This is a genomic window from Candidatus Thermoplasmatota archaeon, from assembly GCA_030018475.1.
Classification (GTDB): Archaea; Thermoplasmatota; JASEFT01; order JASEFT01; family JASEFT01; genus JASEFT01.
Map to the genome: position 1 here is coordinate 14710 of JASEFT010000003.1, position 23935 is coordinate 38644.

Annotated in this window: 29 protein-coding genes; 16 read left to right on the top strand and 13 right to left on the bottom strand. The window is 37.9% G+C overall.

The window, feature by feature from the left end:
- The 13 genes from QMD21_00970 to QMD21_01030 form a co-directional block, all read left to right on the top strand.
- Nucleotides 1-690 (top strand): hypothetical protein (locus QMD21_00970; GenBank protein MDI6855343.1); only part of this gene is annotated, 690 nt, incomplete at its 5' end.
- A 36-nt stretch (nucleotides 691-726) separates the two neighbouring features.
- On the top strand, nucleotides 727-3801 hold the full coding sequence (locus tag QMD21_00975; protein ID MDI6855344.1) for an ABC transporter substrate-binding protein: 3075 nt from the start codon (nucleotides 727-729) through the stop codon (nucleotides 3799-3801).
- Nucleotides 3802-3804: 3 nt separating this feature from the next.
- Nucleotides 3805-4809 carry an ABC transporter permease gene (locus QMD21_00980; protein MDI6855345.1) on the top strand — a complete coding sequence of 335 codons (1005 nt, stop codon included), beginning with the start codon at nucleotides 3805-3807 and terminating at the stop codon, nucleotides 4807-4809.
- A gap of 3 nt (nucleotides 4810-4812) precedes the next feature.
- Nucleotides 4813-5742 (top strand): ABC transporter permease, encoded by a 930-nt coding sequence (locus QMD21_00985; GenBank protein ID MDI6855346.1) that lies wholly within the window; start codon nucleotides 4813-4815, stop codon nucleotides 5740-5742.
- A 10-nt stretch (nucleotides 5743-5752) separates the two neighbouring features.
- Complete coding sequence (locus QMD21_00990; protein MDI6855347.1) at nucleotides 5753-6730, top strand: ABC transporter ATP-binding protein; 978 nt, start codon at nucleotides 5753-5755, stop codon at nucleotides 6728-6730.
- Complete coding sequence (locus tag QMD21_00995; protein MDI6855348.1) at nucleotides 6720-7667, top strand: ATP-binding cassette domain-containing protein; 948 nt, start codon at nucleotides 6720-6722, stop codon at nucleotides 7665-7667. Before QMD21_00990 ends, QMD21_00995 begins: the two co-directional genes overlap by 11 nt.
- A complete protein-coding gene (locus QMD21_01000) occupies nucleotides 7652-10438 on the top strand; it encodes a M14 family zinc carboxypeptidase (GenBank protein MDI6855349.1) in 2787 nt (928 codons plus the stop codon). Before QMD21_00995 ends, QMD21_01000 begins: the two co-directional genes overlap by 16 nt.
- A 329-nt stretch (nucleotides 10439-10767) precedes the next feature.
- On the top strand, nucleotides 10768-11280 hold the full coding sequence (locus tag QMD21_01005) for a sialidase family protein (GenBank protein ID MDI6855350.1): 513 nt from the start codon (nucleotides 10768-10770) through the stop codon (nucleotides 11278-11280).
- On the top strand, nucleotides 11228-11704 hold the full coding sequence (locus QMD21_01010) for a hypothetical protein (GenBank protein ID MDI6855351.1): 477 nt from the start codon (nucleotides 11228-11230) through the stop codon (nucleotides 11702-11704). The genes QMD21_01005 and QMD21_01010 overlap by 53 nt, the downstream gene beginning before the upstream one ends.
- Before the next feature lie 69 nt (nucleotides 11705-11773).
- Nucleotides 11774-12598: a transketolase gene (locus QMD21_01015; GenBank protein MDI6855352.1), complete on the top strand. Its 825-nt coding sequence runs from the start codon at nucleotides 11774-11776 to the stop codon at nucleotides 12596-12598.
- Entirely contained in the window at nucleotides 12595-13548 is a 954-nt protein-coding gene (locus QMD21_01020) for a transketolase family protein (GenBank protein ID MDI6855353.1), read from the top strand. Before QMD21_01015 ends, QMD21_01020 begins: the two co-directional genes overlap by 4 nt.
- Before the next feature lie 6 nt (nucleotides 13549-13554).
- Nucleotides 13555-13758 carry a DUF6485 family protein gene (locus QMD21_01025; GenBank protein MDI6855354.1) on the top strand — a complete coding sequence of 68 codons (204 nt, stop codon included), beginning with the start codon at nucleotides 13555-13557 and terminating at the stop codon, nucleotides 13756-13758.
- Between the two features lie 53 nt (nucleotides 13759-13811).
- Complete coding sequence (locus tag QMD21_01030; GenBank protein MDI6855355.1) at nucleotides 13812-14042, top strand: hypothetical protein; 231 nt, start codon at nucleotides 13812-13814, stop codon at nucleotides 14040-14042.
- Nucleotides 14043-14055: 13 nt separating this feature from the next.
- Here QMD21_01030 and QMD21_01035 read toward each other — a convergent pair whose 3' ends face one another.
- Genes QMD21_01035 through QMD21_01075 form a run of 9 tightly spaced genes read right to left on the bottom strand, consistent with a single transcriptional unit; the run spans nucleotide 14056 to nucleotide 18481 of the window.
- A complete protein-coding gene (locus QMD21_01035) occupies nucleotides 14056-14532 on the bottom strand; it encodes a hypothetical protein (GenBank protein MDI6855356.1) in 477 nt (158 codons plus the stop codon).
- A 10-nt stretch (nucleotides 14533-14542) separates the two neighbouring features.
- The gene (locus tag QMD21_01040) at nucleotides 14543-14875 is read right to left on the bottom strand and encodes a hypothetical protein (GenBank protein MDI6855357.1); all 333 of its coding nucleotides are present in this window, start codon (nucleotides 14873-14875) and stop codon (nucleotides 14543-14545) included.
- Entirely contained in the window at nucleotides 14872-15216 is a 345-nt protein-coding gene (locus QMD21_01045) for a hypothetical protein (protein MDI6855358.1), read from the bottom strand. The genes QMD21_01040 and QMD21_01045 overlap by 4 nt, the downstream gene beginning before the upstream one ends.
- Before the next feature lies 1 nt (nucleotide 15217).
- On the bottom strand, nucleotides 15218-15640 hold the full coding sequence (locus tag QMD21_01050) for a hypothetical protein (protein MDI6855359.1): 423 nt from the start codon (nucleotides 15638-15640) through the stop codon (nucleotides 15218-15220).
- Nucleotides 15641-15653: 13 nt separating this feature from the next.
- Nucleotides 15654-15980, bottom strand: a complete 327-nt coding sequence (locus tag QMD21_01055) for a hypothetical protein (protein ID MDI6855360.1) — start codon at nucleotides 15978-15980, stop codon at nucleotides 15654-15656.
- Between the two features lie 7 nt (nucleotides 15981-15987).
- On the bottom strand, nucleotides 15988-16275 hold the full coding sequence (locus tag QMD21_01060) for a hypothetical protein (GenBank protein ID MDI6855361.1): 288 nt from the start codon (nucleotides 16273-16275) through the stop codon (nucleotides 15988-15990).
- Between the two features lie 58 nt (nucleotides 16276-16333).
- Complete coding sequence (locus QMD21_01065; protein ID MDI6855362.1) at nucleotides 16334-16681, bottom strand: hypothetical protein; 348 nt, start codon at nucleotides 16679-16681, stop codon at nucleotides 16334-16336.
- Nucleotides 16669-18357: an AAA family ATPase gene (locus QMD21_01070; GenBank protein ID MDI6855363.1), complete on the bottom strand. Its 1689-nt coding sequence runs from the start codon at nucleotides 18355-18357 to the stop codon at nucleotides 16669-16671. The genes QMD21_01065 and QMD21_01070 overlap by 13 nt, the downstream gene beginning before the upstream one ends.
- On the bottom strand, nucleotides 18347-18481 hold the full coding sequence (locus QMD21_01075) for a hypothetical protein (protein MDI6855364.1): 135 nt from the start codon (nucleotides 18479-18481) through the stop codon (nucleotides 18347-18349). The genes QMD21_01070 and QMD21_01075 overlap by 11 nt, the downstream gene beginning before the upstream one ends.
- A 79-nt stretch (nucleotides 18482-18560) precedes the next feature.
- Here QMD21_01075 and QMD21_01080 point away from each other — a divergent pair, with 79 nt between their 5' ends.
- Both QMD21_01080 and QMD21_01085 read left to right on the top strand, forming a co-directional pair.
- Nucleotides 18561-18932 carry a hypothetical protein gene (locus QMD21_01080; GenBank protein MDI6855365.1) on the top strand — a complete coding sequence of 124 codons (372 nt, stop codon included), beginning with the start codon at nucleotides 18561-18563 and terminating at the stop codon, nucleotides 18930-18932.
- On the top strand, nucleotides 18917-19210 hold the full coding sequence (locus tag QMD21_01085; GenBank protein ID MDI6855366.1) for a hypothetical protein: 294 nt from the start codon (nucleotides 18917-18919) through the stop codon (nucleotides 19208-19210). The genes QMD21_01080 and QMD21_01085 overlap by 16 nt, the downstream gene beginning before the upstream one ends.
- Before the next feature lie 9 nt (nucleotides 19211-19219).
- Here QMD21_01085 and QMD21_01090 read toward each other — a convergent pair whose 3' ends face one another.
- The 3 genes from QMD21_01090 to QMD21_01100 form a co-directional block, all read right to left on the bottom strand.
- Nucleotides 19220-19615, bottom strand: coding sequence for a hypothetical protein (locus tag QMD21_01090; GenBank protein ID MDI6855367.1), 396 nt, complete (start codon nucleotides 19613-19615; stop codon nucleotides 19220-19222).
- A gap of 105 nt (nucleotides 19616-19720) precedes the next feature.
- Nucleotides 19721-20935, bottom strand: coding sequence for a glycosyltransferase (locus QMD21_01095; protein MDI6855368.1), 1215 nt, complete (start codon nucleotides 20933-20935; stop codon nucleotides 19721-19723).
- On the bottom strand, nucleotides 20932-21600 hold the full coding sequence (locus tag QMD21_01100) for a DUF5752 family protein (protein ID MDI6855369.1): 669 nt from the start codon (nucleotides 21598-21600) through the stop codon (nucleotides 20932-20934). Before QMD21_01100 ends, QMD21_01095 begins: the two co-directional genes overlap by 4 nt.
- 189 nt (nucleotides 21601-21789) lie before the next feature.
- Between QMD21_01100 and QMD21_01105 the strand changes: the two genes are divergently transcribed.
- Nucleotides 21790-23151 carry a glycosyltransferase family 4 protein gene (locus tag QMD21_01105; protein ID MDI6855370.1) on the top strand — a complete coding sequence of 454 codons (1362 nt, stop codon included), beginning with the start codon at nucleotides 21790-21792 and terminating at the stop codon, nucleotides 23149-23151.
- Here the strand turns inward: QMD21_01105 and otsB are convergent.
- Nucleotides 23148-23912 carry a trehalose-phosphatase gene (gene otsB, locus QMD21_01110; GenBank protein MDI6855371.1) on the bottom strand — a complete coding sequence of 255 codons (765 nt, stop codon included), beginning with the start codon at nucleotides 23910-23912 and terminating at the stop codon, nucleotides 23148-23150. The two genes, QMD21_01105 and otsB, sit on opposite strands and share 4 nt — an antisense overlap.
- Nucleotides 23913-23935 lie beyond the last annotated feature (23 nt).

A 23935-nucleotide genomic window follows, 5' to 3' on the forward strand; every position in this document is an offset into this window, starting at 1 on the left:
GCTAACTGGACTAAAGCAAGTGCGCAGAGAGTATTTATTTGGAGCACAGGCACTTACGCAGGTAAAGGAGGCGTTATCAGAGTAGAAGGCACGACTTATAGAGCTATCTACTTTGGTTTTGGATTTGAAGGTATTAACGGCGCTGCAATAAGAGCTACTATAATGAATCGTACTGTTACTTGGCTGCTCGGATGGAAAGTTTCAACTGTTACTTTAAATCTGGAAAAAGGCTGGAATTTTATCAATCTAGCATTAGATATTTCCCATACTGCAGAAAGCCTTGCACAGAACATAACAAACTGTACTCAAGTAGCGAGATGGAATTTAAGTTCTGAAAAATTCGAAATTTATGTTAAAGGCTCTGGAATAAATAATTTTGCAATTGAGAAAGGAATTGGGTATTTAGTCTACGTAACTGAAAGCACTGTTGCAACTTTCTGTGGTAGCAAAATCACATCACTTACGTTAGAGCTTAAAAAAGGCTGGAATTCTATAGGATGGTTTAAAGAGGCGGTAACAGTAGGAGAGCTAGCTTTGCAGATAGGAAACTGCACCGCAGTCAGTTACTGGGATAGTAGCTCTGGTAGGTTTGTCGTACATCCAGTTGGAACTTTGATTAGTGATTTCGAGCTGATAAAAGGTAAAGGGTATCTAGTATATGTAACTCAAACTACTTTGTGGAACGGTTAAGACTTAAATAAGAAATAAGCGATATTAGTATTAATGATGTCAAAAGTGATAGGAAGTAGAAAAACCTTTTATACAGTAATTTTAGCGCTAGTAATGTTTACAAATATACCTTTAAACCCAGCTATTCAATCCGACTTTTCGAGATTAGCATCGCTTCAAGAAGTTACCACGCTAGTCCATGACGTTACCGGGGAGCCTGCTTCTTTAGATCCTGCAACTACTCTTGCTTATACAGGCGAAGCTTGGCGAGTAATACAAAACATCTACGATACTTTAATTTCGTACTCAGGCGAATCCACAGAGGTTGTGCCATGCTTGGCAGAATCATGGAATATTTCAGAAGACGGAAAGACCTATACTTTCCACTTGAGGAGAGATGTGAAGTTCTCTATAGGAAATCCCTGTAACGCTTCAGCAGTTAAATATTCTCTGGACAGAGTAATAAGAATGAACGAAGCTCCTTCTTGGATTCTAAGTCAGGTGATTAATGAATCAAGTACTCAAATTTTAGATGAATATACAGTTCAAGTAGATTTAAAGTTTCCGTTCCCAGCTTTCCTCTCTATACTAGCATGTCCTGTAGCTTCTATTGTAGACCCGATTTATGTAGAAACTCCAGGGAATCCGCCGATGAAGGATAATCCTATGGGCACAGGACCTTATAAACTTGTAGAATGGATTAAACACCAAAAAATAGTTTTAGAAAAGAACGAGCTTTACTGGGGTGGCTGGGCTGGTAAACATGTAGATAGAATAGAGATATGCTTCATAAGAACCCCTAATGATAAAGTATGGCGAATACAAAAAGGGGAGTCAGATTACGCATCTATACCTCCGGATAAGCTTGGTGAAGTGATAGGTTATCCGGGCATTATTTCAGAAGCTGGCAAGCCTACTTTTATTATCTCTTATGTAGCAATGAACTGCAAACCAAATGTTGGGCTGCCTGGCCAAGAGAAATTTAATCCTCTATCGATATTAAAAGTAAGACAGGCTGTCTCTTACGCTATAGATTACAATGCAATAATTCAACATGTGGTTCGAAACTACGGCTGGCGCTTTCAAGGACCTATTCCTAAAGAGATATTTGGCTATAACGAAAGCATTCTACCTTACGAAAGGAATTTAACTAAAGCGAGAGAGCTTTTAGCTGAAGCAGATTATCCTGACGGATTTGAGACTAGATTGATCTATCCGGAAGGTGATCCTACATGGAGGGATATTGTTCAGTATATAAAAAATCAGCTAGCTGAGATAGGAATAACAGTTTGGCTAGATATGCTCGCAGACCCTGTATGGATTGCAAGACTTAAGAACGGGTACGAGCCTATGGGAACTGTTGCTTGGATGCCTGATTATATAGATCCAGATAACTATGCCCATCCGTTCTTGCATTCTTCACAAATCGGTACAGCTAATTTTGCATTTTTGCAAAATGCAACTTTAGACGAGCTAATATCACAAGCGAAACAAGAATCTAATTTAAGCTTGCGCGAAAAGCTTTATTCTGAAATTCAAGAGCTTACAAAAGAGCTTGCACCTTATCTATGGCTATATCAAGCTTTAACTTTAGGCGTGAGAAGAGATCGGCTAGAAGGCTATGTATACAATCCTGCAAGATATGGTCCACAGTATTACTTGTTTCATAAACTATACACGCCTGATTACGCCTCGTTAACCTTGACAGCCAGTCCTCCAAACTTAGTTGCAGACGGGTATTCAACCTCTACAATAACCGCAACCTTCTTAAACATCACAGAAGCACCAATTTCAGGAGCAAGTATAAATTTCGTGATAGAGCGAGGTTCTGGCAAGCTTTCAACCAATACCTGTACTACAGATAGTTACGGCAAAGCCTCTGTAATTTACACTGCTGGCTTGATTCACGGTAAAGTGATAATAAACGCTTCTATAAATAGAGTCTGGAATACTACAGAATTAATACTAACTCAGCGCGAGCCTGCAAATCTCTCTGTTAAAGTGCCTTCTACAGTTCACATAAACAGCTCTTCTATTATTGTGGTAACAGTGCTTGACGAATACAATCGCACAATATCAGGTATAATAGTAAATTTCAGTTTAGAATTTTCTATAGGCGGGTCGCTAAACGCTACAACAAGTATTACTGACGATACTGGTAAAGTAATGATAACTTACTATTCGCCACCTATTGTCGGTTACGAGCTAATTAATATCTCAGCTGGCAAAATATGGAAATTATTGAATATTACTATAGTGCTTTATCCCCCGGATATCTCTATTATTGCACCCGAAGGCATGCCGCCAGGAGGACTTGTATTCGATAAAAAAGAAATATTGATAAATACAAATCAAACTTTCAAACTTAGACTTTATAATCTTAATTATTCAGTCTCAACTAGTATTACAATTTTTGTAAATGTAACAGATGACACAGGAACCACTACTTTAGAGCTAGAAGAAACTGAAGATTATACAGTTACAGCTCCAAACCAAATACAAATTTTAATATCGCAAGGAAATTATACAGAAATTGTTACTAAGCCTTATAGATTTAAAGGTTTAGGTAAAGCTAAAGTCAGCGTTTTTATTTCGCCTGAACTGGATGCAAATCTAGAAAACAATTTACCACAGAGCTATGAGTTTGAACTTTTGGTCTCTGACATTTCTATTTTAGGGCAAGGAGGACTTATAGCACCTTTGGGTAATGTGTGGAGTGAAGAAGGTTATCAATTAGTTATAAGACTTTATAATTTAAATCATTCTGCACCTGCCTATGTAAAAATATACGTGAACATTACAGATGGAAGAGGGGTGAGCACTCTTAAATTAGTTGAAAGTGCTAATTACACATTGATAGATAATTACACGGTATTTGTAACTATAAACACAAATGAATATCAAGATGTGGTTACTGAGAGCTATATTTTCGTAGGTACTAATGCAAATATCTCTTTAACTATCGAGCCTGATTACGATACTAACTACGAGAACAACGGACCACGCTACTGGGAGCTTGTAATAGTAGCTAAGCCACTGCCTACAAGACACATAGTCCTAGCTGTAATAGTAATTTGCGTAATTGTCGTTATAGCGATTATTGGAAAATTGTTACTGAAGAGAAGGTGGTAGAAAATCAAGCTTTGGCATTATATTATAAGGAGATTATTGCTGCTAATACCAATACTGCTCGGAGTCAGTATTATAGTTTTTGCTCTTGCACACTCAATTCCAGGCGATCCTGCATATATGTGGGCAGGTGGTATTAAATCAACGCCTGAGCAAGTGAATATCACAAAAGAGAAATTCAAACTTAACGAGCCTCTACATATACAATATTTTTATTACTTAAGCAACTTATTTCATGGCGATTTAGGTATTTCTGCAACTACTGGCAATCCTGTAGCAAGAGATTTAATTACCTATTTTCCAGCTACTTTCGAGCTCACTACCTTCGCTACAATTATTGCAATAATTATAGGAATACCTTTAGGAGTGGTTTCTGCAACTAAAAGAGATAAACTCCCAGACATTTTATCTAGGATTTTCGCGCTAGCAGGCGCCTCTATACCTATATTCTGGCTTGGACTTGCGCTGAAGTACATATTCTATTATAGGCTAGGTATTCTGCCAGCTATAGGTAGAGGCGAAGTAGCGCAAACCATTACTGGATTATATACTATAGATAATTTGATTGTAGGAAGACTCGACCTTTTAGTAGATAATATAAAACATCTGATAATGCCAAGCATTTGTCTGGCTTTCGTTATGCTGGCTACAATAACAAGAGTGATGCGCTCTAGCATGTTGGAAGTGCTTGGTGAAGATTATATAAGAACTGCAAGAGCAAAAGGGCTACGTGAAAGGAAAGTTATTTATAAGCATGCTCTTAGAAATGCGCTCATACCAACTGTTACTGTTATAGGTATGAGCTACGGCGCATTGCTCGCAGGCTCTGTGCTGACAGAGACTATATTCTCATGGGATGGAATAGGCTGCTATGCAGTAGATGCAATAAAAAATTTAGACTATTCTGCAATCATGGGATTTACATTACTTGTTGCGTTCATATTCGTAATTGCAAACCTAATAGTAGACATACTTTACTGTATAATCGATCCTAGAATAAGGTATGGTTAAAAAATGTTAATAAGCAAAGCTCGAAAAAAAGAATTGAAATTCAGTCTTTACTTGATACTGAAAAGCCCTCTTGCACTTGCAGGCTTGGTCATAATTCTAATACTAGTTTTAGGAGCTATTTTAGCACCTTGGGTTGCAGTTCAGCATCCTAAAACATATAGAGACGAATGGGTGGGCATATTTCCATGTCACATCGAAGATTGGACTATAACGGAAGATGAGAACCTACCTCCTAGTTACGAGCATCCATTCGGTACAAACCATATGGGAATAGATATTTTCAGTATGGCGCTTTATGGCGCAAGAGTATCTTTAAGAACAGGGCTTGTAGTAGTTGTTGCTGCATTGTTAATAGGTATTTGTCTGGGACTGATTTCAGGCTATTTTGGAAAGCGAGTTGACGAAATAATAATGAGAATCACAGATATTTTCATGTCTATACCAGGCTTGGTGCTGGCAATTGCATTTACTCTAGCTGTAGCTGCTAGCATTCCTAAAGTTGATAAGCTCACATGCACAATGATAGCGTTATCTCTAATTTGGTGGCCTAGCTATGCAAGAATAGTCAGGGGGCAGGTACTCTCTACAAAAGAGCGTCTTTATATAGAAGCTTCACGCGCTCTAGGAGCTAAAGATAGAAGAATAATATTCAATCATATCTTGCCTAACTCTTTAGCGCCTGTGATTGTAGCTGCAACTATGGATATGGGCAGAGTTATACTCATAGCTGCAGGGCTTAGCTTTATAGGAGCAGGTGCGCAAGCAGGTACTGCAGAATGGGGTTTAATGGTAGCTGAAGGCTCTAGATTTCTTAGTAGTTATTGGTGGCATTCTTTCTTCCCAGGGTTAGCTATATTCTTTGCAGTGCTTGGATTCAACTTGTTTGGCGATGGATTGCGCGATATTCTAGACCCTAAATTAAGGAGAATGTGATAAAAAAAAGATGAAAGAGCCTTTGTTAAAGATAGAGAATTTGAAAACTCATTTTTATACCTATAAAGGAGTAGTCAGAGCTGTAGATGGAATAAATTTAGAAATAAAAGAGGATGAAATTTTAGGGCTGGTTGGCGAGAGCGGCTGCGGTAAAACTGTAACTGCACTCTCTATACTTAAATTACTCTCATCAAATGCAAGGATAGTAGAAGGTAAAATAATATTTGAAGGTCTTGATATAGTTAGCCTCAAAGAGGAAGGGCTGAGAAACATTAGGGGTAGCAAGATTGCAATGATATTCCAAGAGCCTATGAGCTCTCTAAACCCAGTCTATACAATTGGCAATCAGCTTGTAGAAACTGTACTTTTGCATAACAGAGAATATTCTAAAAAGCAAGCGCGTGAGAAAGCAATAGAGTTACTAAAATTAGTGAAAATACCATTGCCCAAGAAAGTAATAGATCAATATCCACACGAGTTGAGCGGCGGTATGAGACAGAGATGTATGATAGCAATGGCACTTGTATGCAAGCCTAAGCTACTAATTGCGGACGAGCCTACAACAGCTCTAGATGTAACTACAGAATCGCAAATTTTAGAGCTTATAAAAGAGCTAAAGAGCGAGCTTCGTCACTCTGTTTTACTCATTACTCACGATTTAGGGATAGTTGCAGAACTTTGCGATAGAGTCGCAGTAATGTACGCAGGTAAAATTGTAGAATGTAGCGATGTAAAGACAATTTTCACAGCACCAAAGCATCCTTATACTGTAGGGCTGCTTAATGCAATTCCTAAATTCACAGAAAAGCGCAGGTTAGAAGCTATAGAAGGCATGCCTCCAGACCTCATCTCTCTACCTAAAGGATGTAGGTTTGCGCCTAGATGTAAGTTTGCTACCTCTGAGTGCAAAGAAAGAGAACCTGAATTGAGATCTTTGGGTAAAGGGCACGAAATCGCTTGCTTTAAAATAATAGAAAATGTTAGTTGAAGTTCTAAACTTAAAAAAATATTTTACAGTAAAGGCGCTACTGAGAAAATCATCGAGTTGTGTGCGTGCTGTTGATAACGTAAGTTTTAGTATAGCTGAGAAAGAGACTTTCGCACTAGTTGGTGAGAGCGGCTGCGGTAAAACTACTTTGGGAAGAACTATTTTAAGGCTCATTGAGCCTACATCAGGCGAGATTTATTTCGAGCGCAAAAACATCTTAAAATTAAGCAAAGAGGAGTTAAGAGTTTTAAGGCAGAAAATGCAAATTGTATTTCAAGACCCTGAAGCAGCGCTCGACCCAAGAATTCCTGTTGGTAAAGCAGTGGCAGAGCCTTTAATAATCCATAAACTAGCTAGTAGTGAAGTGATTGAAAAAAATGTAAGTGAACTTTTTGAAAAAGTAGGTCTTGAGAAACAGCATTTAGATAAATATCCGCACGAGTTCAGCGGAGGGCAGAAGCAGAGAATATGTATTGCAAGAGCTCTTGCTCTAAAACCTAAATTTCTAGTTCTTGACGAGCCTACAAGCGCTCTTGACGTTTCTGTACAAGCGCAAATACTTAATTTACTAATGGACCTGCAAAAATACTACGGGCTAACATATCTTTTTATAACTCATAATCTAGGTATTGTAAGAAATATTGCAGATAGAATTGCGGTAATGTATGGTGGTAAATTTATAGAAAGTGGCACTACAGATGAGATATTCTCAAATCCTCTACACCCATATACTCAAGCGCTATTTTCATCTATACCTTCTGCTGATATAGCGCAAAGGGCGAGAGTGATACTTAAAGGAGAGTCTCCTAACCTCATTTCGCCGCCGAAAGGCTGCAAGTTCTATACTAGATGCGAGCATGCAAAGCCAATTTGTAAAGAAATGGAGCCGAGTCTGAGCGCTATGGGTGATCATAAAGTTGCATGCTGGATGTACTGAACTGGGCAAAGCTCGTGGTAAAGTATTTCTATGCGAACGACACACTTATCAAATATAAAGGTGCAAATATGCGTTTCGGTAGCATAAGAATACTAACTTTTGCTATTGCTTTAGTTTTATTCACTACCACTTTAGGAAGCCCAGCCTCTCCTCTAATTGCGTTTCAAGAGGCAAAAGCTACTGCATACCACTCTTGGGACGAGCTGGTAGCTGAACTACAACAGGTTGCCACAGATCATAAGAGCATAGCAAAGCTATTGAGTATAGGTAAGACATGGGAGGGTAGAGATATATGGGCTGTTAAAATTTCAGACAACGTTGAATTAGATGAAGACGAGCCTGCAGTTATTTATAACGGCGCACATCATGCACGTGAGTGGCTGAGCATAGAAGTTCCGTTGTATATAATAAATTATTTAACAGATGGTTACGAAACTAATTTAACATTAAAAAATTTAGTTGATTGCAACGAGATTTGGGTAGTGCCTTGCGTAAATCCTGATGGTAGAGTTTACGACGGCACAGATGACCCTTCAACTGCAAAATCATGGCGCAAGAATAGATTCCCTAACGGAGACGGTAGCTTCGGAGTTGATATCAATAGAAATTACGGTTATAAGTGGGGCGGCGCAGGCTCTGGAGGCAGAACCAGCGCTCAAGATTATAGAGGCACAGCTCCTTTCTCAGAGCTAGAGACTAAGGCTATGAGAGATTTGGCACTGAGGGAGAAATTTGTATTTGAGATAGCTTACCATAGCTATGGTGAATTAATACTTTACCCATGGGGCTGTACAAGTAGTCCTGTTCCAGAGCCTGATTATACAGTATTCAAGACAATTGCAAACAAGATGAGCGAGCTAATACCTAACAATGCGGGCGGTGGCACAAAATATACAGTTAAGCAATCAAGCGATTTGTATATAACTTCTGGTGGCGACCATGACTGGCTTTATGCAGAGGTAGGTACTTTTGCATTTGCAATAGAGCTTTATCCTAAACAATCGGCGGCAGGCACTTTCTACCCAGACCCTGCAAAAATACCAATAGTATGTCAAGATAATATAGAGGCAGCTTTATACCTTGCTAAAATAGCATCTAACCCCTATCAAGTACTTCCTTACCATGTAAATGTAACTTGTACTGAAAGCTACAGGCAGGCAAACCCAGGCCAGGAAGTTAGCTTCAATATCTCAATCTGGAATAATGGATATGCTAACGACATTTATACTATCAGTGCATCTGCTATTACAGGCTGGACAATAGCGCCTAATGTAAGCAGTTTAGCAATCAACAGCAATGCACGTGCGCAAGTTGCTCTTAATGTAACTCCAGATCCAACTGCTACAAGCGGCGAATACGAAATTAATTTTACAGCAAGATCGCAGAGTAATACCAGTATAAACGCATCTGTAAAATTGACAGTCGAAGTTTCTTATAATAACGATGTCGGTGTTGAATCTATAAGCCCTTTTAAAGAAGGGAACGAATATTCGCAAGGTAGTTATTCAATTGAAGGCGAAGCAAAGAACTACGGTATGCAGAGTCAAGATGTATTTAATGTTTCCTGCAAGGTCTATAGAGTAAATTCAGACTACGAGGCAACTATTCTTAATGACAGTTTCGAGTACACTGGTACAGGTAATTGGAACGTAACTCCTGCAAGTAATGTTTGGAAAAAAGGCACTCCAACATACGGAATAACTTTCGCGTATTCTGGTAGTCAGTGCTGGGCTACTAATCTTAACGGTGATTATGGCTATAATGAAGACGACTGGCTACTGAGCCCAAATATAACACTCCCTTCAAATGCGACAAGAATAAATTTAACTTTCTGGCATTTCCATAAGATAGAAAACGGCTACGATCTGGGCTGGGTGAAATTAAAAACTGCTAACGGAACTTGGGATAAAATTGCATGCTTTAGCGGTGAAATGAACGTAACAGAATGGCGTAAAGTCAGCTTAGATATAACTAGTTATAAAGGCAACACAGTTCAACTTGGCTTCCATTTCACTTCCGATGGTATAGGTAACAGGGCTGGCTGGTATTTGGACGATGTAGAGATTAAAGCAAGCTTACCGTCTGAAACAGAGCTCTGGAACGAGACTAAACTTACTACCACCGTGCTATCGCAGTATTCCACAGAGCTATTACTCTGGAGCTATGAGTTCACAGAACCGGGTAAATACAGAATAAAGCTCGAAACTCTTCTTCCAGTTGATGAAAAAGCATATAATAACGAAAAAAGCGTGACGATAATAGTCGTAAAGGGATTTACTTTCTATTTGAGGCAGAGCTGGAATTACATCTCTTTGCCTTATAGTAATTCTAGTATAACAAATGCCTCTCAACTAGCTGAAGCTATAGGCGATAATTGCACGCAAGTCTCTAATTGGACTGGTACCGAATTTAGAATATATAATAGGAAGACAGGCGCAAATGACTTCATACTAGAGCCAGGCAGAGGCTATCTTGTTTATATAGTGAATGGCACAACTAAATTTGTAGTAAAAGGTAGTAAAATAGTAACCGTGGCAGTATCTCTAAACAGAGGGTGGGCAAATATAGGTGTTATTAATGCAAGCCTATCAAGAGCGAGCGATTTAGCAGCAAGTATCGGCAGCTGCGGAGCAGTTGCGTGCTGGGATAACGCACTAGATAGATTTATAACTCATCCTGTAGGCACAAATATAAGCAATTTCGAGCTTGAAGTTGGCAAAGGCTATCTTGTGTTTATGGAAGTACCGAAAACATGGACTCAAAATATATAGTTTGTTTATCGCTGTACAAATCTATACCTAGCTAAACAATATTTATTTATAGCCAAAAACAATAATTACAAAAACATTTAGCGAGCCCATGAATCAAGCTTCCGTAGAAGCTAACTTTAAAGTATACCAAGATTGTATGCCTAGCCCTATCGCAGGCTCCTACTCATCGTTCTGGAAATCAGTGCATATTCACGCCATCTTCACCACTCACAGCCGAGACTAAATACTGGAGCAATTTATCTACCGATGCAAAAGATGTAGCTGGAAATAATCTAGAATCTGCAAACAATACTTGGTTTATTACAGGTGTTGCTCTCGGTAATATAAAAGTGAGCAGCGTTACCGCTGGTGACCAAACCTCAGCTGATATCGCCATCGGTACCGATTATATTTTATATGTAGTCTGGCGCGATGACGGAGGTATTAAATTTTCTAAATCTGCAGATGTAGGAGCAACTTGGTCTAGTGAAGTTACTGTAGTATCAGGTTCAGGTCTAGTCAGACCTGCAATTGCAGTTAACGGGACAGGTGCTCAAGCTTACGTGCATGTAGTCTACGAAGCAGATGCTGCTAACGACATTTATTACGTTAGGTCAACAAACGGCGGCTCTGCATGGGACACACCTATAGCTCTAGATACAGCTGCAGAATATCCTAACATAGCAGTCAGCAGTAACGGCGACCTTGTTATCGTTACATATTCTGAAACAACGTATAGAGATTTAGAGTACCGTCGCTCTACAGATGGAGGCTCTACATGGCTTGCAGAAGGAGATATAACTACAACTTATGATAACTATTGGTCCAGTATTGCAATTTACGGAAGTCTCTGGTACAAATAGAGACATTTACTTTAGGAAAGCCACCGCTATCGATGGTAGTGTATGGGCTACTGCAGTTGCTCTAAGAACTGCAACTACTGACGATAGAGAGCCCTGCATTGCAGTTAGTGGCGAAATTAATATACACGTAGCATGGTACGATAATAGAAGAGGTACTTGTTACAGCATTTACTATAACTACTCTACAGACGGCGGCATAACATGGCAGTTGAGTGATATTAGGATAGATGACGATAATGCGAGTGGAGACCATAAAGTACCTGCGATGGTCTACGATGCTTTAAACAACGTTGCTTGCATTGTATGGCATGATAATAGAACTGGTGACTACGATATTTATTATTATGCCAGACCGTTAAGCAAGGCTCTGCTTAATGATAATTTGAGCTTTTGTGAAAACAGCTGCAACGCTGTAAGAGTCTAGCTGCTGGCGAAGGATGTATTCGTAGAATTGTTTATTAGTTTGTAATTTAATTTCTTTTCGATATAAAAGTTGGTTGAAGAATCAGTTATTAAAAAGTTAGCGGCGCAGGCAAAAATTATTCGGCGCTGGATTGTTGAAATGACTTACCGCGCAGGCTCAGGGCATCCTGGCGGCAGTTTGTCATGTGCAGATATTGTCACAGCACTCTACTTCCATATTCTAAGGCACGACCCTAAAGATCATAAGTGGAGTGAGCGTGATAGATTTGTATTGAGTAAAGGTCATTCATGCCCAGCACTGTATGCAGCTTTAGCAGAAAGCGGCTATTTTGCAATTGATGAGTTATTTACGCTCCGCAAGTTAGGCTCTAGATTACAAGGCCATCCATCAGTTTTGAAGCTACCTTATCTAGAGGCAAGTACAGGCTCTTTAGGGCAAGGTTTAAGCATGGCTATAGGTATGGCGCTGGCTGCTAAAATCGATAAAAAAGATTATAAAGTTTATGCACTTATTGGCGACGGCGAGAGCAACGAAGGCAATATTTGGGAAGCTGCACTTTTCGCAGCGCACCACAAACTAGATAATTTAATTGTATTTCTAGACCGAAACAGAATTCAGCTAGACGATTTTACAGAAAAAATTCTATCATTAGAGCCTTTGGCAGATAAATGGAAAGCTTTCGGCTGGGAAGTGAAAGAAATAGACGGCCATAATTTTGAAGAAATAATAAACGCTGTAGATTGGGCTAAGCAGGTTAAATCCAAGCCTGTAATGATAATAGCGCATACAATTAAAGGAAAAGGAGTATCTTTTATGGAAAATACTGCTGAGTTCCATGGCAAAGCGCCTAATAAAGAGCAGTACGAGCAAGCAATGAAAGAATTAGAAAAATGATTGAATGGAAGAAAGCAAATCAAAGGAAAGCGTTTGGAGAAGTTTTGGTAGAACTTGGTAAGGAGTGCAATGATTTAGTTGCGCTGACTGCAGACCTTTCTACTTCAACAAGAACTTCTGAGTTCGAAAAAAGCTATCCATCAAGATTTTTTAATTTTGGTGTTGCAGAGCAAAACATGTTCACTACAGCTGCTGGGCTAGCGCTTAGCAATAAAATTGTAATTGCGTCTACGTTTGCAGTGTTTGCTAGTGGTAGAGCTTTGGACCAGATACGACAATCTATTGCTTATCAGAACTTAAATGTGAAAATAGTTGCAACGCACGGAGGCGTTACTGTAGGAGCAGATGGAGCATCACATCAGTGCATTGACGATTTAGGTATAATGACAACTTTACCAAATATGAAAGTTGTTGTCCCTTGCGATGCGATAGAAACAAAGAAAGCTGTACGAGCTTGCATTAATGCGCAAGGACCTTTCTATATCAGACTTGGAAGAGAAGATGTGCCGACAGTAACGAAAGGAGATGATAAGTTTGAGCTCGGTAAAGGTAATGTCTTAAAAGACGGTAAGGATATCGCACTTATAGCTACAGGTATAATGGTATCTAAATGTTTGATTGCAGCGCAAGAACTTGCCGAAAGAGGCATAAATGCAAAAGTTATTAATATTCATACAATCAAGCCTATTGATAGAGCGCTTATAAAAAAGGTTGCTGAAGAAACAAATCTGATAATAACAGCAGAAGAGCATTCTATTTTTAACGGGCTTGGCGCAATGGTAAGCTATGTAGTATGTGAAGATAAGCCTGTGCGAGTTGAAAGAATTGGCATCCCAGACGTTTTTGGAGAGAGCGGCTCTGCAGAGGAGCTTATGGAGAAATATGGGTTGAGCGCAGAGAATATTGTTGATAAAGCAGTTAAGTTGATGAAAGAGAAGCGAGAGAGTTGAAAAGAGATGTTAAAAGAATGTCCAAATCAAGAACACAACAGAAAGAACTGCAACTGCACCTACGAGCCTTGCGATAAGAAAGGAATGTGTTGCGAATGCATTAGATACCATTTGAGAAGGCGCGAGCTACCTGCATGCGCATTTAGCAAAGAGTCAGAAAGAACCTACGATAGAAGTTTCGAGAAGTTTGTGAACTTACATAGAGCATAAACTTTTATACTTTATAAAAGGATAACTCATCAAAAAGTTCAAAGGTGCTCAAAATGGTAATGTACGAGACTATAAAATCAGAAAGAATAAAATTCGGCAGAAATAATTTCATGGAAGTAGCGCGAAGAAAGGCAAAAGTATCGCCTGAAGAAGAGAGTATCTATATTTCTATTACTAGAGGGTACTATTTACCCGACGGTACTGAGAAGATAAGGAAAACTATCTCTCTTCCTGACGATGACGAACTTAAAAAATTCATTTCAGAAAAAATTCTTGAAGTTTAGAGTCCCTTTCCAGCTACTCTTTTATTCCTCTAAGCTCGTTATAAGTTTTTGTTAACGTTATATTCTCAGTAATTGATTTTATTTCGCTAGCATCCAATCTTAATCTTCGTTCTAAAGGCTTGATATAAATTAAAATTTTATCTATTTTCCAAGGCGAGAATTGAGTAGCAATTACTAAATCGTAAATTTTACCTGCATCTTTTCCGTCGCTGCTAAGTACTTTTTTCTTCATGAGTTCGCAGCAAGGCATATGCACTAAGCTGACTTCACCAATAGCGCTTCCCTTGCCTTCTAAAACAATTCTCTTCTTTGCTTCTTCTAGATTTTTTATTGCTGCAAATTTGTATTCCTGCGGCTTTCTCAGTGCTTTCTTCAAAATTATATTTTCTACAGTCCATGTTTTGGTGTTCATTACAGAGCAGTGCACTTTACCAAGTTTATCGCCTAAAGCTGTGAATCCACTATAGCCTTTCAGTTCTGATAGCAACATTTTTTATCACCTATTTAGCCATTTCTAAATATTTACAGTAAGGGCATTCTTTTTCGTAGTTTTTATACATTTTGCATTTGGGACAGAAATCAGAGCCGAATCTATATTTTCTTACAGTACCTTCCTTCGTAAATAATCTCGCTTCAAGTTCCGCCCATTCTCTTTTTTTAGCAATGCATTTTTTTGTATTGTAAACTTCTTTTCTTAAAGTTTCAAGGTCTAATTCAATATTGATAGCTCTGAGAAATTTTCTTAAATCTTCAAGTCTCAGCTCCAAATCCTCTTGTGCAAGTACATAGCTGACAAGTGAGCCTTCCAATCTTTTATCTTCAGCTTCTCTCATTTTTTCTTTTTAGTTATAACTTCTACCCTTCGCTCTAAACCAGTAACTTTTGCATCTATATCTAAGGTAAAATCGTCAAGTAATTTTAGCTTCTCATCCATAGCACTGTATCTTTGTTCGTAAACTAGCAAGTCGTTTTTAGTTACTAAATTATATTCTGCAATGTAGTCATCGAAATTCTCATCTAAGTATCTTTCAATTCTAGAATCCCAGAGCCTTCTCCTATACGCTACTTCAGGTGCGTGAACTACTTCTTCGCCTATAAAGAATTTTTTTATTCTTTCCCAAACACTTTCACGCCCATACTCTACAGGCACTTCCGCTTCTGTGCTATATTCCATTTTAATCACCACCTATGTTTCTAAACAACCCTCTTTCATATTTCTTTACTTTATTTAGAGTATCTGTCAGCCTTGCAAGATCATGACCTATCTCAAGTCTTTGTGTGCGAGCTTCAATTTCGTTCATTAATCCAACAGTTCTTCGCGACAGTACAGCTGAGTCTGCTTTTGTAGATTCTACCCTTTCGCGCTCCTCATCACTGAGAATTACAGATGCGTTTTTCAAGCCTTCAAAATAAGCTTTTTTCGACAGAATTTCAAGTTTTTTACCGTCCAAGCCTATTTCTGCTAATCGTGCAGCCTGCTTTGCACTCTTAACTTTCACTATAGTTCTTCCTATAGCGATTACTAATATTATCATGCCTATGAGTACTGCTAGAAGAACAAAATTGGCTGCAATTGCAGCTCCGATTTCACTCAACATTTCTCTCTCCCTTTTAAGCTGCTTCTAGTTTATTTAATGTGGATTCTAACTTCTCTAATCGTGGCTCGAAGCTTGTTCTGAACTTTTTGATTTTTTCTAACCCTTTACCTATAGAATCCAGCTTCTTACCAATTTCTGCACACCACGTTTTAACGTCAGCTCTTGACTGCAAATCCCATTCTTTAACTATATCTTTGAAATGCTCATCGAAATACAACTCGACATGACTGGGTACAGGTACTATTGCTTTCTTTATTCGCCACATAGCCCAGAGCCAAATCGCAATCGCAATAAGAAGCACTATTGCAAACAAGAACCCATACAAGAATTCAACATCCATTTTCAATTCACCCTTTCACTCCATATTTAATCTCCGCCCTTTCTACCCTTTTTTCAATATTATCAACGCGTTTTATAGTTTCTGATTTCCAACTGTCAATCTCCGAAATCTCTGTTTCATAGCCTACAAATCTTTTGTCTATATCCTCAAGGTCGCGCTTAGTCGCTAGTTTGTACTCGTCCATAAGCTCGGGTAAGCGCTCGCTTAAGTAGATATCTACTTTTTTAGATATTGCTACAGGGTGGGCTCTTAAACCTGCTTTCGCACGCTCTATAATACCTTTGCCTTTTACCATTTTTCCAACCCCGCAACATATGTAAGTCTTTAATGTGATATATAATTTTCGTTAAAATCTAAAACAGCCCGAAATCTAACTTTTTGATGCTATCGTAAACTTCGTAAAAATCGAATTTTTCATCTAATCTCAGACTTCCTGATTCTATGTATTTCTCTAGCTCTGAGATGACTTCTTGCTCAGTTATAAGTTTAGGATTTCTAGCGCTTGCAATAACAGCAAAAATTTTGTTTTCATCAAAGCTATCGAGCTCTAGAGCTACACGATCTTTGATAGTCTTCTTTTCGTTATAAATTAAGCCAAGTGTGCAAGCCACTTCTACAGCTTCTTCTTTACTACTAAGAATACCTTTTTCGAGTAGTCGCGATATTTTCGAATTAAAATTTTTACTTATTAAGATATGCATTTTATTCTCGAGCTCCTTATAGTCTCGTTGTGAACTAACTCCCAAGAGCTATCTGCAAATTCTTTTATATCTTTATAATCTTCATCTGTAACTAAAATTATTAGCTGATTGGCTAATTTTTGTAAGTTTGCAATTAAGTTCTTTTTGTGAATGCTATCAAGTCTTGTAAAAGGCGCATCTATAACAAGGAACTCGTTACTAAGCCCTGCAATTAGTGACAGTCCTACTATTTGTAGCTCTCCATCTGAGAGTCTTTCCAAAGCGCTTCCTAACATTTCTAGTTTTCCAGTACTATCTAATGCTATTCCTTCATATTCCGCAGGCTTGTTTGTAAGTCGCTTTAGGGTATGAGATGCCCTCTCAGTCATAGCTGCACTTTCTTCTCTGCTTTTGCATTCTATAATTTCGTCAAATGCGCATATCAAATTTTCTAATTTTCTAATTTTCAGCAAGATATTTTTCCTGCTCCTAGACTTGAATTTTCTAATCTTTTTCGCTACATTCTTATACTCTTCTTCAAGTTCTATCACTCTAAGCTCTCTTGCCTTCCTCTCTAATTTAAGCTCTTCGAGCTTTTTAGTCAAATCAGCAAAATTTAAATTCCTAGCTTTAGGAATAGCATGTAAAAGCTCTTTTCGCTCTTTTTTTAACTCTTCTACATTAATTTTCAAGTTTCTTGTTTTTTCAGCTGCTGAATTCAGTTCATAGCTACTTTGTGCATATCCTTCAAGTGGTAGACTTGCAAAAAGCTCCTCTTCCTTTCTTAACCTGCTCGCTAAACTAGCTATTTCACGCTTGCCGAAATGCGAAGTTGATAGTTTGCTACCGCATATACATTTTTCTTCAGCCAATATTTTCTCTAAAAGTTCTCTTTCCGCAGATAATCGACCTTGCTTTAAACGCGCTTTTATAGCTTCGTCTTTCCTTTTTAAAATTACTTTCACAGCCTCCTCTAAAAGAGTTTTTAAAATAAGCGCCTGAAAATTTTGCCTAAACTCCTTTTCCTTCTCTAAAAACTCTTTCGCTCTGCTTAACGTTTCTAACTCATCGATTTTAGAGCTCAAAATCTTTATTTTTTTGTTTTCTTCCGTTACTAATTTCTCTAGCTTACGAGCTTCTAATCTATTAACTTCGAGTCCAAGCGCTTTCTTAACTACTAACTTCATTTTTTCAAACTTGCTTAGCGAGCGTTCTAATTTGGATTTTAAGAGTTCTAAATCATTTTTAGCATCTTTAAGTTCTTTTATGCCCCAGATCTCTTCAAAACTAAGTCCGCCAATAACTCGCGCAAATTTTTCGCAGTCCATTATTGAGAACTTGGCTATACTCTCAGGAATTATATTTTCAATTTTTAGCAAGCTTTTAGAGCCGTTAACTTTTAATGTAAAATCTTCTTTTCCATTTACTATTTTACGCTCTGCTCTGTAACTATTACCGTCATGCTCGAATTCTAAATTTACTCTACAAAAACTCTCGTTTCTTTGAGTTGCATATTCGTTTATAACCTTGCCAGAAGCTTTTCCATAGAGCGCGAACAATATACTTTCAACTAAGGTTGATTTACCATACCCATTCATACCTTCAATAACAAAAATCTTTTTATTACCATCGAATCTGAGTACGTTATTGCCGTAGAATATTTTGTAGTTTTCTAACTCAAGTTCTTTAAGAATCATCTAACAAATCCTCTATTTCTCTCAATCTCTGAGTTTTATTATTAACAGCTTGCAATCTTATAATCTCGCGTATGATGCGCTCATTGACATCATACTTTTTGCAAATTTCCGCTATATTTACCATACTACTAAATTTGTAACTCAATACTTAAACTTGGTGCTAAGCAAAAGAATTATTATTAGTGTAAAGTATTTTGTAGCCAATGAAAGCAAGGGAACAAAAACTTTACGATTTTGTAATAAGTAAAATTACTAAAATTCGAGAGCAGGGTGAAGCGCCAAAATCAGATATTCTTTCTTTAGATAATTTTGTATGCGATTTGTGTAAAGGAGTAATACAAAGAGCTAAAATTACTCAATGCCCTTTCTGCGGTAGATGGATTTGCAGAGCGCAGTGCTGGGATAGTAAAGAGCGAGGTTGTCTTGCATGCTCTGGGGTAATAAAATTATGTAGGGAGAGTGTGAAGCCGGGAAAAGCTATAAAAACGGCAGAGCCTGAAGTCAGGAAAGGAAAAGGCAGAAAGCTTGTTAAGCTCAAAGGAATTGTTAAAAAGGTCAGATGGAAGAAGAAATAGCTCTAGAAGAGATTTATAAAGCTTTTAGATGGGATGAAAGACTGAAAGAGTTAGAGCGAACTAAACAAAAAATATCTGGGGAATGGCAATTTAGAATTGTCAGAGGATGCTTGATCGCATTTTCATCTTACTTAATTTTAGTGCTGATTACTTCGCTTTTAAATGATATACTCTACTACGTATCAGACGGTACAAGACAGATAGGCGGATTCGAAATAGGACTCATAGCACCTTGTATATTGCTAGGCTTGGCTTTTATGCTTTTTCCTGCAAAATAAAAAAAGAAATTATTTTTTCTTCTTAGCTATTTTCTTCAGCTTCTTTTTTGCTTTCTCTACTCTTTTCTTTACCCTCTCTTTTATTTTCTTTACTCTTACCTTTGCCTTCTCAACCCTTTTCTTTATAATCTCTTTTGCAGGTATTACCCTCGTTACAGTTAGATCTTCGCCTTCAGCAGCGCCTAATTTCATTAAATCATCTCCCCTAATCGAAATTTCGTTTTTTGCTATAAGCTTGTCGGCAACTGCTTTTAAATATAGGAATTTATCGCCTTTGCGCACCTCTATGCTATCACGGGCTTTGACTCCAAGCTTTTTTGCAATCTCTGTATTTATTCTTGCAATACCGCTACCTTTAACTGCGCTCTTTTTTGCTTTCAAAACTTCCGCCATTTTTTCACTCACCGAATAGAAGTAGGATTTAAGAGAATTTAAAAGTTTCTATGAAAATCATTTCTTTTCTTAAAAAGAAATTGTTGTACTACCTTTCAATTTTTTCCAAAGTACTACCTACAGTTGGATGATATCACCCTGCTTATCCATAGAGAGGAAAAGAAGCATACAATCTTTGATATGTCTTGTAATTAAAAAGTTATATTTTACATGCTCCCTACCATTCCTTCCAAGTTCTTTAGCGTATTTAGGATATTTAAGTAGCTGTTTAACCCAGTAGGCAGCACCAGAAATGCTATGACATAAAAGGCCTGTTACATTGTGCTTAATTTGTAATGGTATGCCGCCAGTTGCGGAAGCTACTACAGGCTTCTCCTTCCAAAGCGCTTCGGTCACAGTTAATCCAAAGCCTTCTTTGATAGATTTCTGCAGTATTACATCAGATGCCCGTTGCAAAGCATTCACTTCTTCATCATACAAATCGGTGAGTATGTGAATATCTCTATCTACTGTGGCTTTTTCATTTACTTCTGCTAATACTGCACTACCCTCTGGGTCATCCGCAGCGCTTCCACCGATGAGTAAAAGCTGGCACTCAATGGATTTCTTTACAGTTCTATAAGTTTCAATCACTCCCAAGGGGTCTTTGAGTTTATCGAACCGCGATACCTGTGTGATTATGGGCTTCTCACGCTTTATGCCGTGTTTATCCAATATGCGTTCTATGAAATGCTCCGACAGCTCTTTGTTTTTATCGCTAAGTGGATCTATTGATGGGGGTATTATAACTTGCGGTATTGGTAATGGTTGCGCAAACTGAGATGCTGTAAACACAGATGCATCGTATTGAGTTATGAATTTTTTTAGAAAGTTCCAAGCGTGCTCTTGAGGCTCTGATAAATCAATATGGCAGCGCCAAATCCATTTACTATGTAGCTCTGCTTTCTTTTGGATTAATGCCGCCGGTTGAGGGTCGTGCACAAATATGATATCTCCATAAAAAGAGATTTCTTTGGCATTCTTATCTATAGTTGTCAAATAAATCTCAAAATCTTTTTCCAAAATCTCTGCGTATCTGTTATGAAGCGCATTATGGAGTTTCTTGGTAACTTTAAAAAAATCCTCACCACCTTTAATTAAGTCCCAACGTGCGTCAACACCTAAATCTTTTAGACGGGGTATTATTGTGTGCAAAATTTCTGCAACGCCCCCACCTACAGCGGTAGCACTAATATTTTGTATGACCTTACCGGATAACTTTTCAGCTAGTAAATAAAGATCTTCAATTACTTCTTCGCCTACAATCGGTTTATACTGTGAGATGTTATTCACTGCTTTTGAACGCCCCCTATCATCTTAATAAGCAATTCTCGCAACTCTTCTAGTGTGTATCTGTAAATATCTATGCGAGCAACTTTCTCTGCAAGTACTGTATCCTCAACACTATTTTCAAGCCAATTCGAGAAATCATTTTTCCCGCGCTCTAACCTAAGAGTAGATTCAATTATATGGAAACATAGTGAGTTGATACTGATCTTCTTTAGACACTCTACAAATTCCTGCAGATTATGTGCCGAATAACGTGTTGGAACGATGAATGTGACAGCTTTTCTAAAGAAAAACTCCATACCAGACGGTACACTATTTTGTGCTTTTTCTGGATGTTTGGTAATATGTTTTTCTATCTTAGAAATAATATCTTTTCTCAAATCAGCAATTGTTGAGTAGTTTGTTGGGTCGATTGTAGATAGCGTTTCACCTAGTTCTTCATCATGTAGTACGTTAGATACCCAAAAAGCGAATTCGCTAGGCGGCTGGGGCGTTAGATAATGATGTAGATACAAAAAGTTATATGTATGATAATAAATTACAGAGCCTGAGACATTTTTTATACCCTCCAAAAGCTCGTTTAAATTTTTTGCTTTTCTGCCGATGAATTCTGCAAGATTGAATCGCGTGTAGAATACAAATGGCCCTTTGGCAGTGTAGTTATTCATCTGTGAAATTACAATTCTTCATCATGTATATAAACATTAACATTTGGCTGATTATAAGCTCGTTCTTTATTTTTGTCGTTTTCGATATATAAGTTATTGTTATGCTGGCTGGGCACTAAAAATTTAGATTTTTTCGACGACCACGTCTAACGAAAATGATTTAAAGCATCAAAGTTATGTTGAGCATTAATGTTAAGAATATGTGTTAATTCGCAAACTCCATTGGTTAGATTTAAAGTCAGTGCTGAGGAGTTGTTTGAAAAATACAGCGAGCTACCTGAGGCTGTGCCAATAGAGCTCCTTGTAAGAGGCGAAGATTACGACTTCGCTACAGGTGGAGTAACCAGAATGCTCTATCCGCTCCTTAAAGAGCTAAGGGGGAGAAAATTAATCCATAAACCCCACTGGGTTTCCTTGAATCCTATAGGTCCTGAGGTATCGGTTATAGATAAAGAAATATTCTTACATCGCTTTGAGATAGAGCCTCATGAGCTATTGGGCTACGGCCATTTTAAAGAATGCATGTGGCGCAATGTGCATTATTTAGGCGAAATGAGTATTCACACACATTATTTTTCAGATTTCGCACGCTATAACTGGCTCTGCGCACAAAAAATGCTCGATCTTCATCTAAAGCATGACTTCGATCTTTTCTATCTACATGATTTTCAGCAGCTTTTAGTAGGCTCAATGCTAGGACCTGTGGCTCCTAAGGTTTTTAGATGGCACATACCAGTTTACTTAGAAAAATTACTGCCTGAATGGCGCGAGTTTTTGCTAAAATATCTCAGTCATTACGATGCGGTAATAGTGAGTTGCAGTAAGTATAAAGAAAGTCTTTTAAAAGCAGGATTCAAAGGAAGGGTTTGTCAGATATACCCGCATATAGATGAGAGAACTTATAAGAAGCCATCAAAGCAAGCCTTAAATGATTTCTGCAGAAAATTTGGTATTAAAGATAAAGATAAAATAATACTTGTAGTTGCAAGATTAGACCCCATGAAAGGTCAGAATATTGCTGTGGAAGCTCTCGGGAAAGTTGTTAAAGAATTCACGGAAGCTAAATTGCTACTTGTAGGCGATGGTAGTTTTTCATCTGCAAAGCGAGGCGGTCTTGGAAGGCCCAAAGGAACGAAATGGCATGATGAGTTGGAAAGAATTGCTAAAGCACATAAAGTAAGTAAGAAATTAATATTTACTGGGTATGCAAGTGAGGAAGATCTGGAATGCGCATATACAAGGGCTGACGTTACTGTACTGCCATCTTTAGTCGAAGGTTTCGGGCTTGTGGTCATAGAGTCTTGGCTTTATGAAACGCCTGTTGTTGTTAGTGAAAGTGCAGGCGTAGCTGAGTTAGTAAAAGAGGGAAAGAATGGATATGTTTTCAAAGCTAAAGATAGTGATGAACTCGCAACTAAAATCTCTTTATTATTTTCGCATCCTAGAAAAGCTTTGGAGCTGGGTATTAAAGGCGCAAAGAGTGCGCACGCATGTTACCTAAAGCATAATCTAGAAAAGATTTGGAAAGTGTTTAGAGAGGTAGTTACTTAAAGCAAGAAGTTAAGAAATTTTTCCACCTCAGCAACATTTTTTACAAAATATTTTGCGAATGATTCCTTTTTATAAAGAGTGACTAAAATCCCAAGCCCTTTTTCGCGCAGTACTAGAAAAGCGTCCTCGTCAGTTCTATCATCGCCTATATATAAAGGTAAATAAGCCTCTTTATTCGTTACTTTAACGAGCCACTCAATTGCTTTTCCTTTGTCCCAATCAATATTAGGGCGCAACTCGAATACTTTCTTACCTCTGGTTACTCTTATTTTCCCTCGTTCAAGATAAGGCTTTAGGAATTCTCTTAAACTTGCTTTTAAGCTCTCAACATATTTTTCTGAAACCATCCTATAGTGAACACTTGCGGTTAAACCTTTATTTTCTACAATTACTCCTTTTATTCTTTTTAATTTTCTATCTAACTTAGAGCACACTTCTCTGATTATTGGTTGAGTTAAGGCAGCACTTGGGTGAATGTACTCAGTATCATTACTTATCTCAAAGCCGTGATTGCCTGCATAGTAAATACCGTCTACTTTAACTAAATTTTTCAGTTCTTTTAAAGACCTTCCGCTTATTATCGCAATTGGATATTTAGCAGCTAACTTTTTTAAAATAATGTTCATATCCTTATGTAAAACAGCGAGTTCCGGCTTTTCAACTATTGGTGTAAGCGTGCCATCGTAATCGAGCATGATAAATTTGTTTCGCTTTTTCAATAGAATATTGAGCTCTTGAGGTGCGCTAAAAAGATATTTCATTGATTTTGAAGAATTGTAGAAAT

Coding starts and splice junctions, on each gene's coding strand:
- QMD21_01000 (MDI6855349.1), top strand. CDS start 7,652: ATGCTGGATGTACTGAACTGGGCAAAGCTCGTGGTAAAGTATTTCTAT.
- QMD21_01030 (MDI6855355.1), top strand. CDS start 13,812: ATGGTAATGTACGAGACTATAAAATCAGAAAGAATAAAATTCGGCAGA.
- QMD21_01035 (MDI6855356.1), bottom strand. CDS start 14,532: ATGTTGCTATCAGAACTGAAAGGCTATAGTGGATTCACAGCTTTAGGC.
- QMD21_01070 (MDI6855363.1), bottom strand. CDS start 18,357: ATGATTCTTAAAGAACTTGAGTTAGAAAACTACAAAATATTCTACGGC.
- QMD21_00995 (MDI6855348.1), top strand. CDS start 6,720: ATGTTAGTTGAAGTTCTAAACTTAAAAAAATATTTTACAGTAAAGGCG.
- QMD21_01105 (MDI6855370.1), top strand. CDS start 21,790: ATGTTAAGAATATGTGTTAATTCGCAAACTCCATTGGTTAGATTTAAA.
- otsB (MDI6855371.1), bottom strand. CDS start 23,912: ATGAAATATCTTTTTAGCGCACCTCAAGAGCTCAATATTCTATTGAAA.
- QMD21_01075 (MDI6855364.1), bottom strand. CDS start 18,481: ATGGTAAATATAGCGGAAATTTGCAAAAAGTATGATGTCAATGAGCGC.
- QMD21_01085 (MDI6855366.1), top strand. CDS start 18,917: ATGGAAGAAGAAATAGCTCTAGAAGAGATTTATAAAGCTTTTAGATGG.
- QMD21_01100 (MDI6855369.1), bottom strand. CDS start 21,600: ATGAATAACTACACTGCCAAAGGGCCATTTGTATTCTACACGCGATTC.
- QMD21_01065 (MDI6855362.1), bottom strand. CDS start 16,681: ATGCATATCTTAATAAGTAAAAATTTTAATTCGAAAATATCGCGACTA.
- QMD21_01055 (MDI6855360.1), bottom strand. CDS start 15,980: ATGGATGTTGAATTCTTGTATGGGTTCTTGTTTGCAATAGTGCTTCTT.
- QMD21_01010 (MDI6855351.1), top strand. CDS start 11,228: ATGATAACTATTGGTCCAGTATTGCAATTTACGGAAGTCTCTGGTACA.
- QMD21_01025 (MDI6855354.1), top strand. CDS start 13,555: ATGTTAAAAGAATGTCCAAATCAAGAACACAACAGAAAGAACTGCAAC.
- QMD21_01050 (MDI6855359.1), bottom strand. CDS start 15,640: ATGTTGAGTGAAATCGGAGCTGCAATTGCAGCCAATTTTGTTCTTCTA.
- QMD21_00975 (MDI6855344.1), top strand. CDS start 727: ATGTCAAAAGTGATAGGAAGTAGAAAAACCTTTTATACAGTAATTTTA.
- QMD21_01045 (MDI6855358.1), bottom strand. CDS start 15,216: ATGGAATATAGCACAGAAGCGGAAGTGCCTGTAGAGTATGGGCGTGAA.
- QMD21_01080 (MDI6855365.1), top strand. CDS start 18,561: ATGAAAGCAAGGGAACAAAAACTTTACGATTTTGTAATAAGTAAAATT.
- QMD21_00985 (MDI6855346.1), top strand. CDS start 4,813: ATGTTAATAAGCAAAGCTCGAAAAAAAGAATTGAAATTCAGTCTTTAC.
- QMD21_01040 (MDI6855357.1), bottom strand. CDS start 14,875: ATGAGAGAAGCTGAAGATAAAAGATTGGAAGGCTCACTTGTCAGCTAT.
- QMD21_00990 (MDI6855347.1), top strand. CDS start 5,753: ATGAAAGAGCCTTTGTTAAAGATAGAGAATTTGAAAACTCATTTTTAT.
- QMD21_01020 (MDI6855353.1), top strand. CDS start 12,595: ATGATTGAATGGAAGAAAGCAAATCAAAGGAAAGCGTTTGGAGAAGTT.
- QMD21_01060 (MDI6855361.1), bottom strand. CDS start 16,275: ATGGTAAAAGGCAAAGGTATTATAGAGCGTGCGAAAGCAGGTTTAAGA.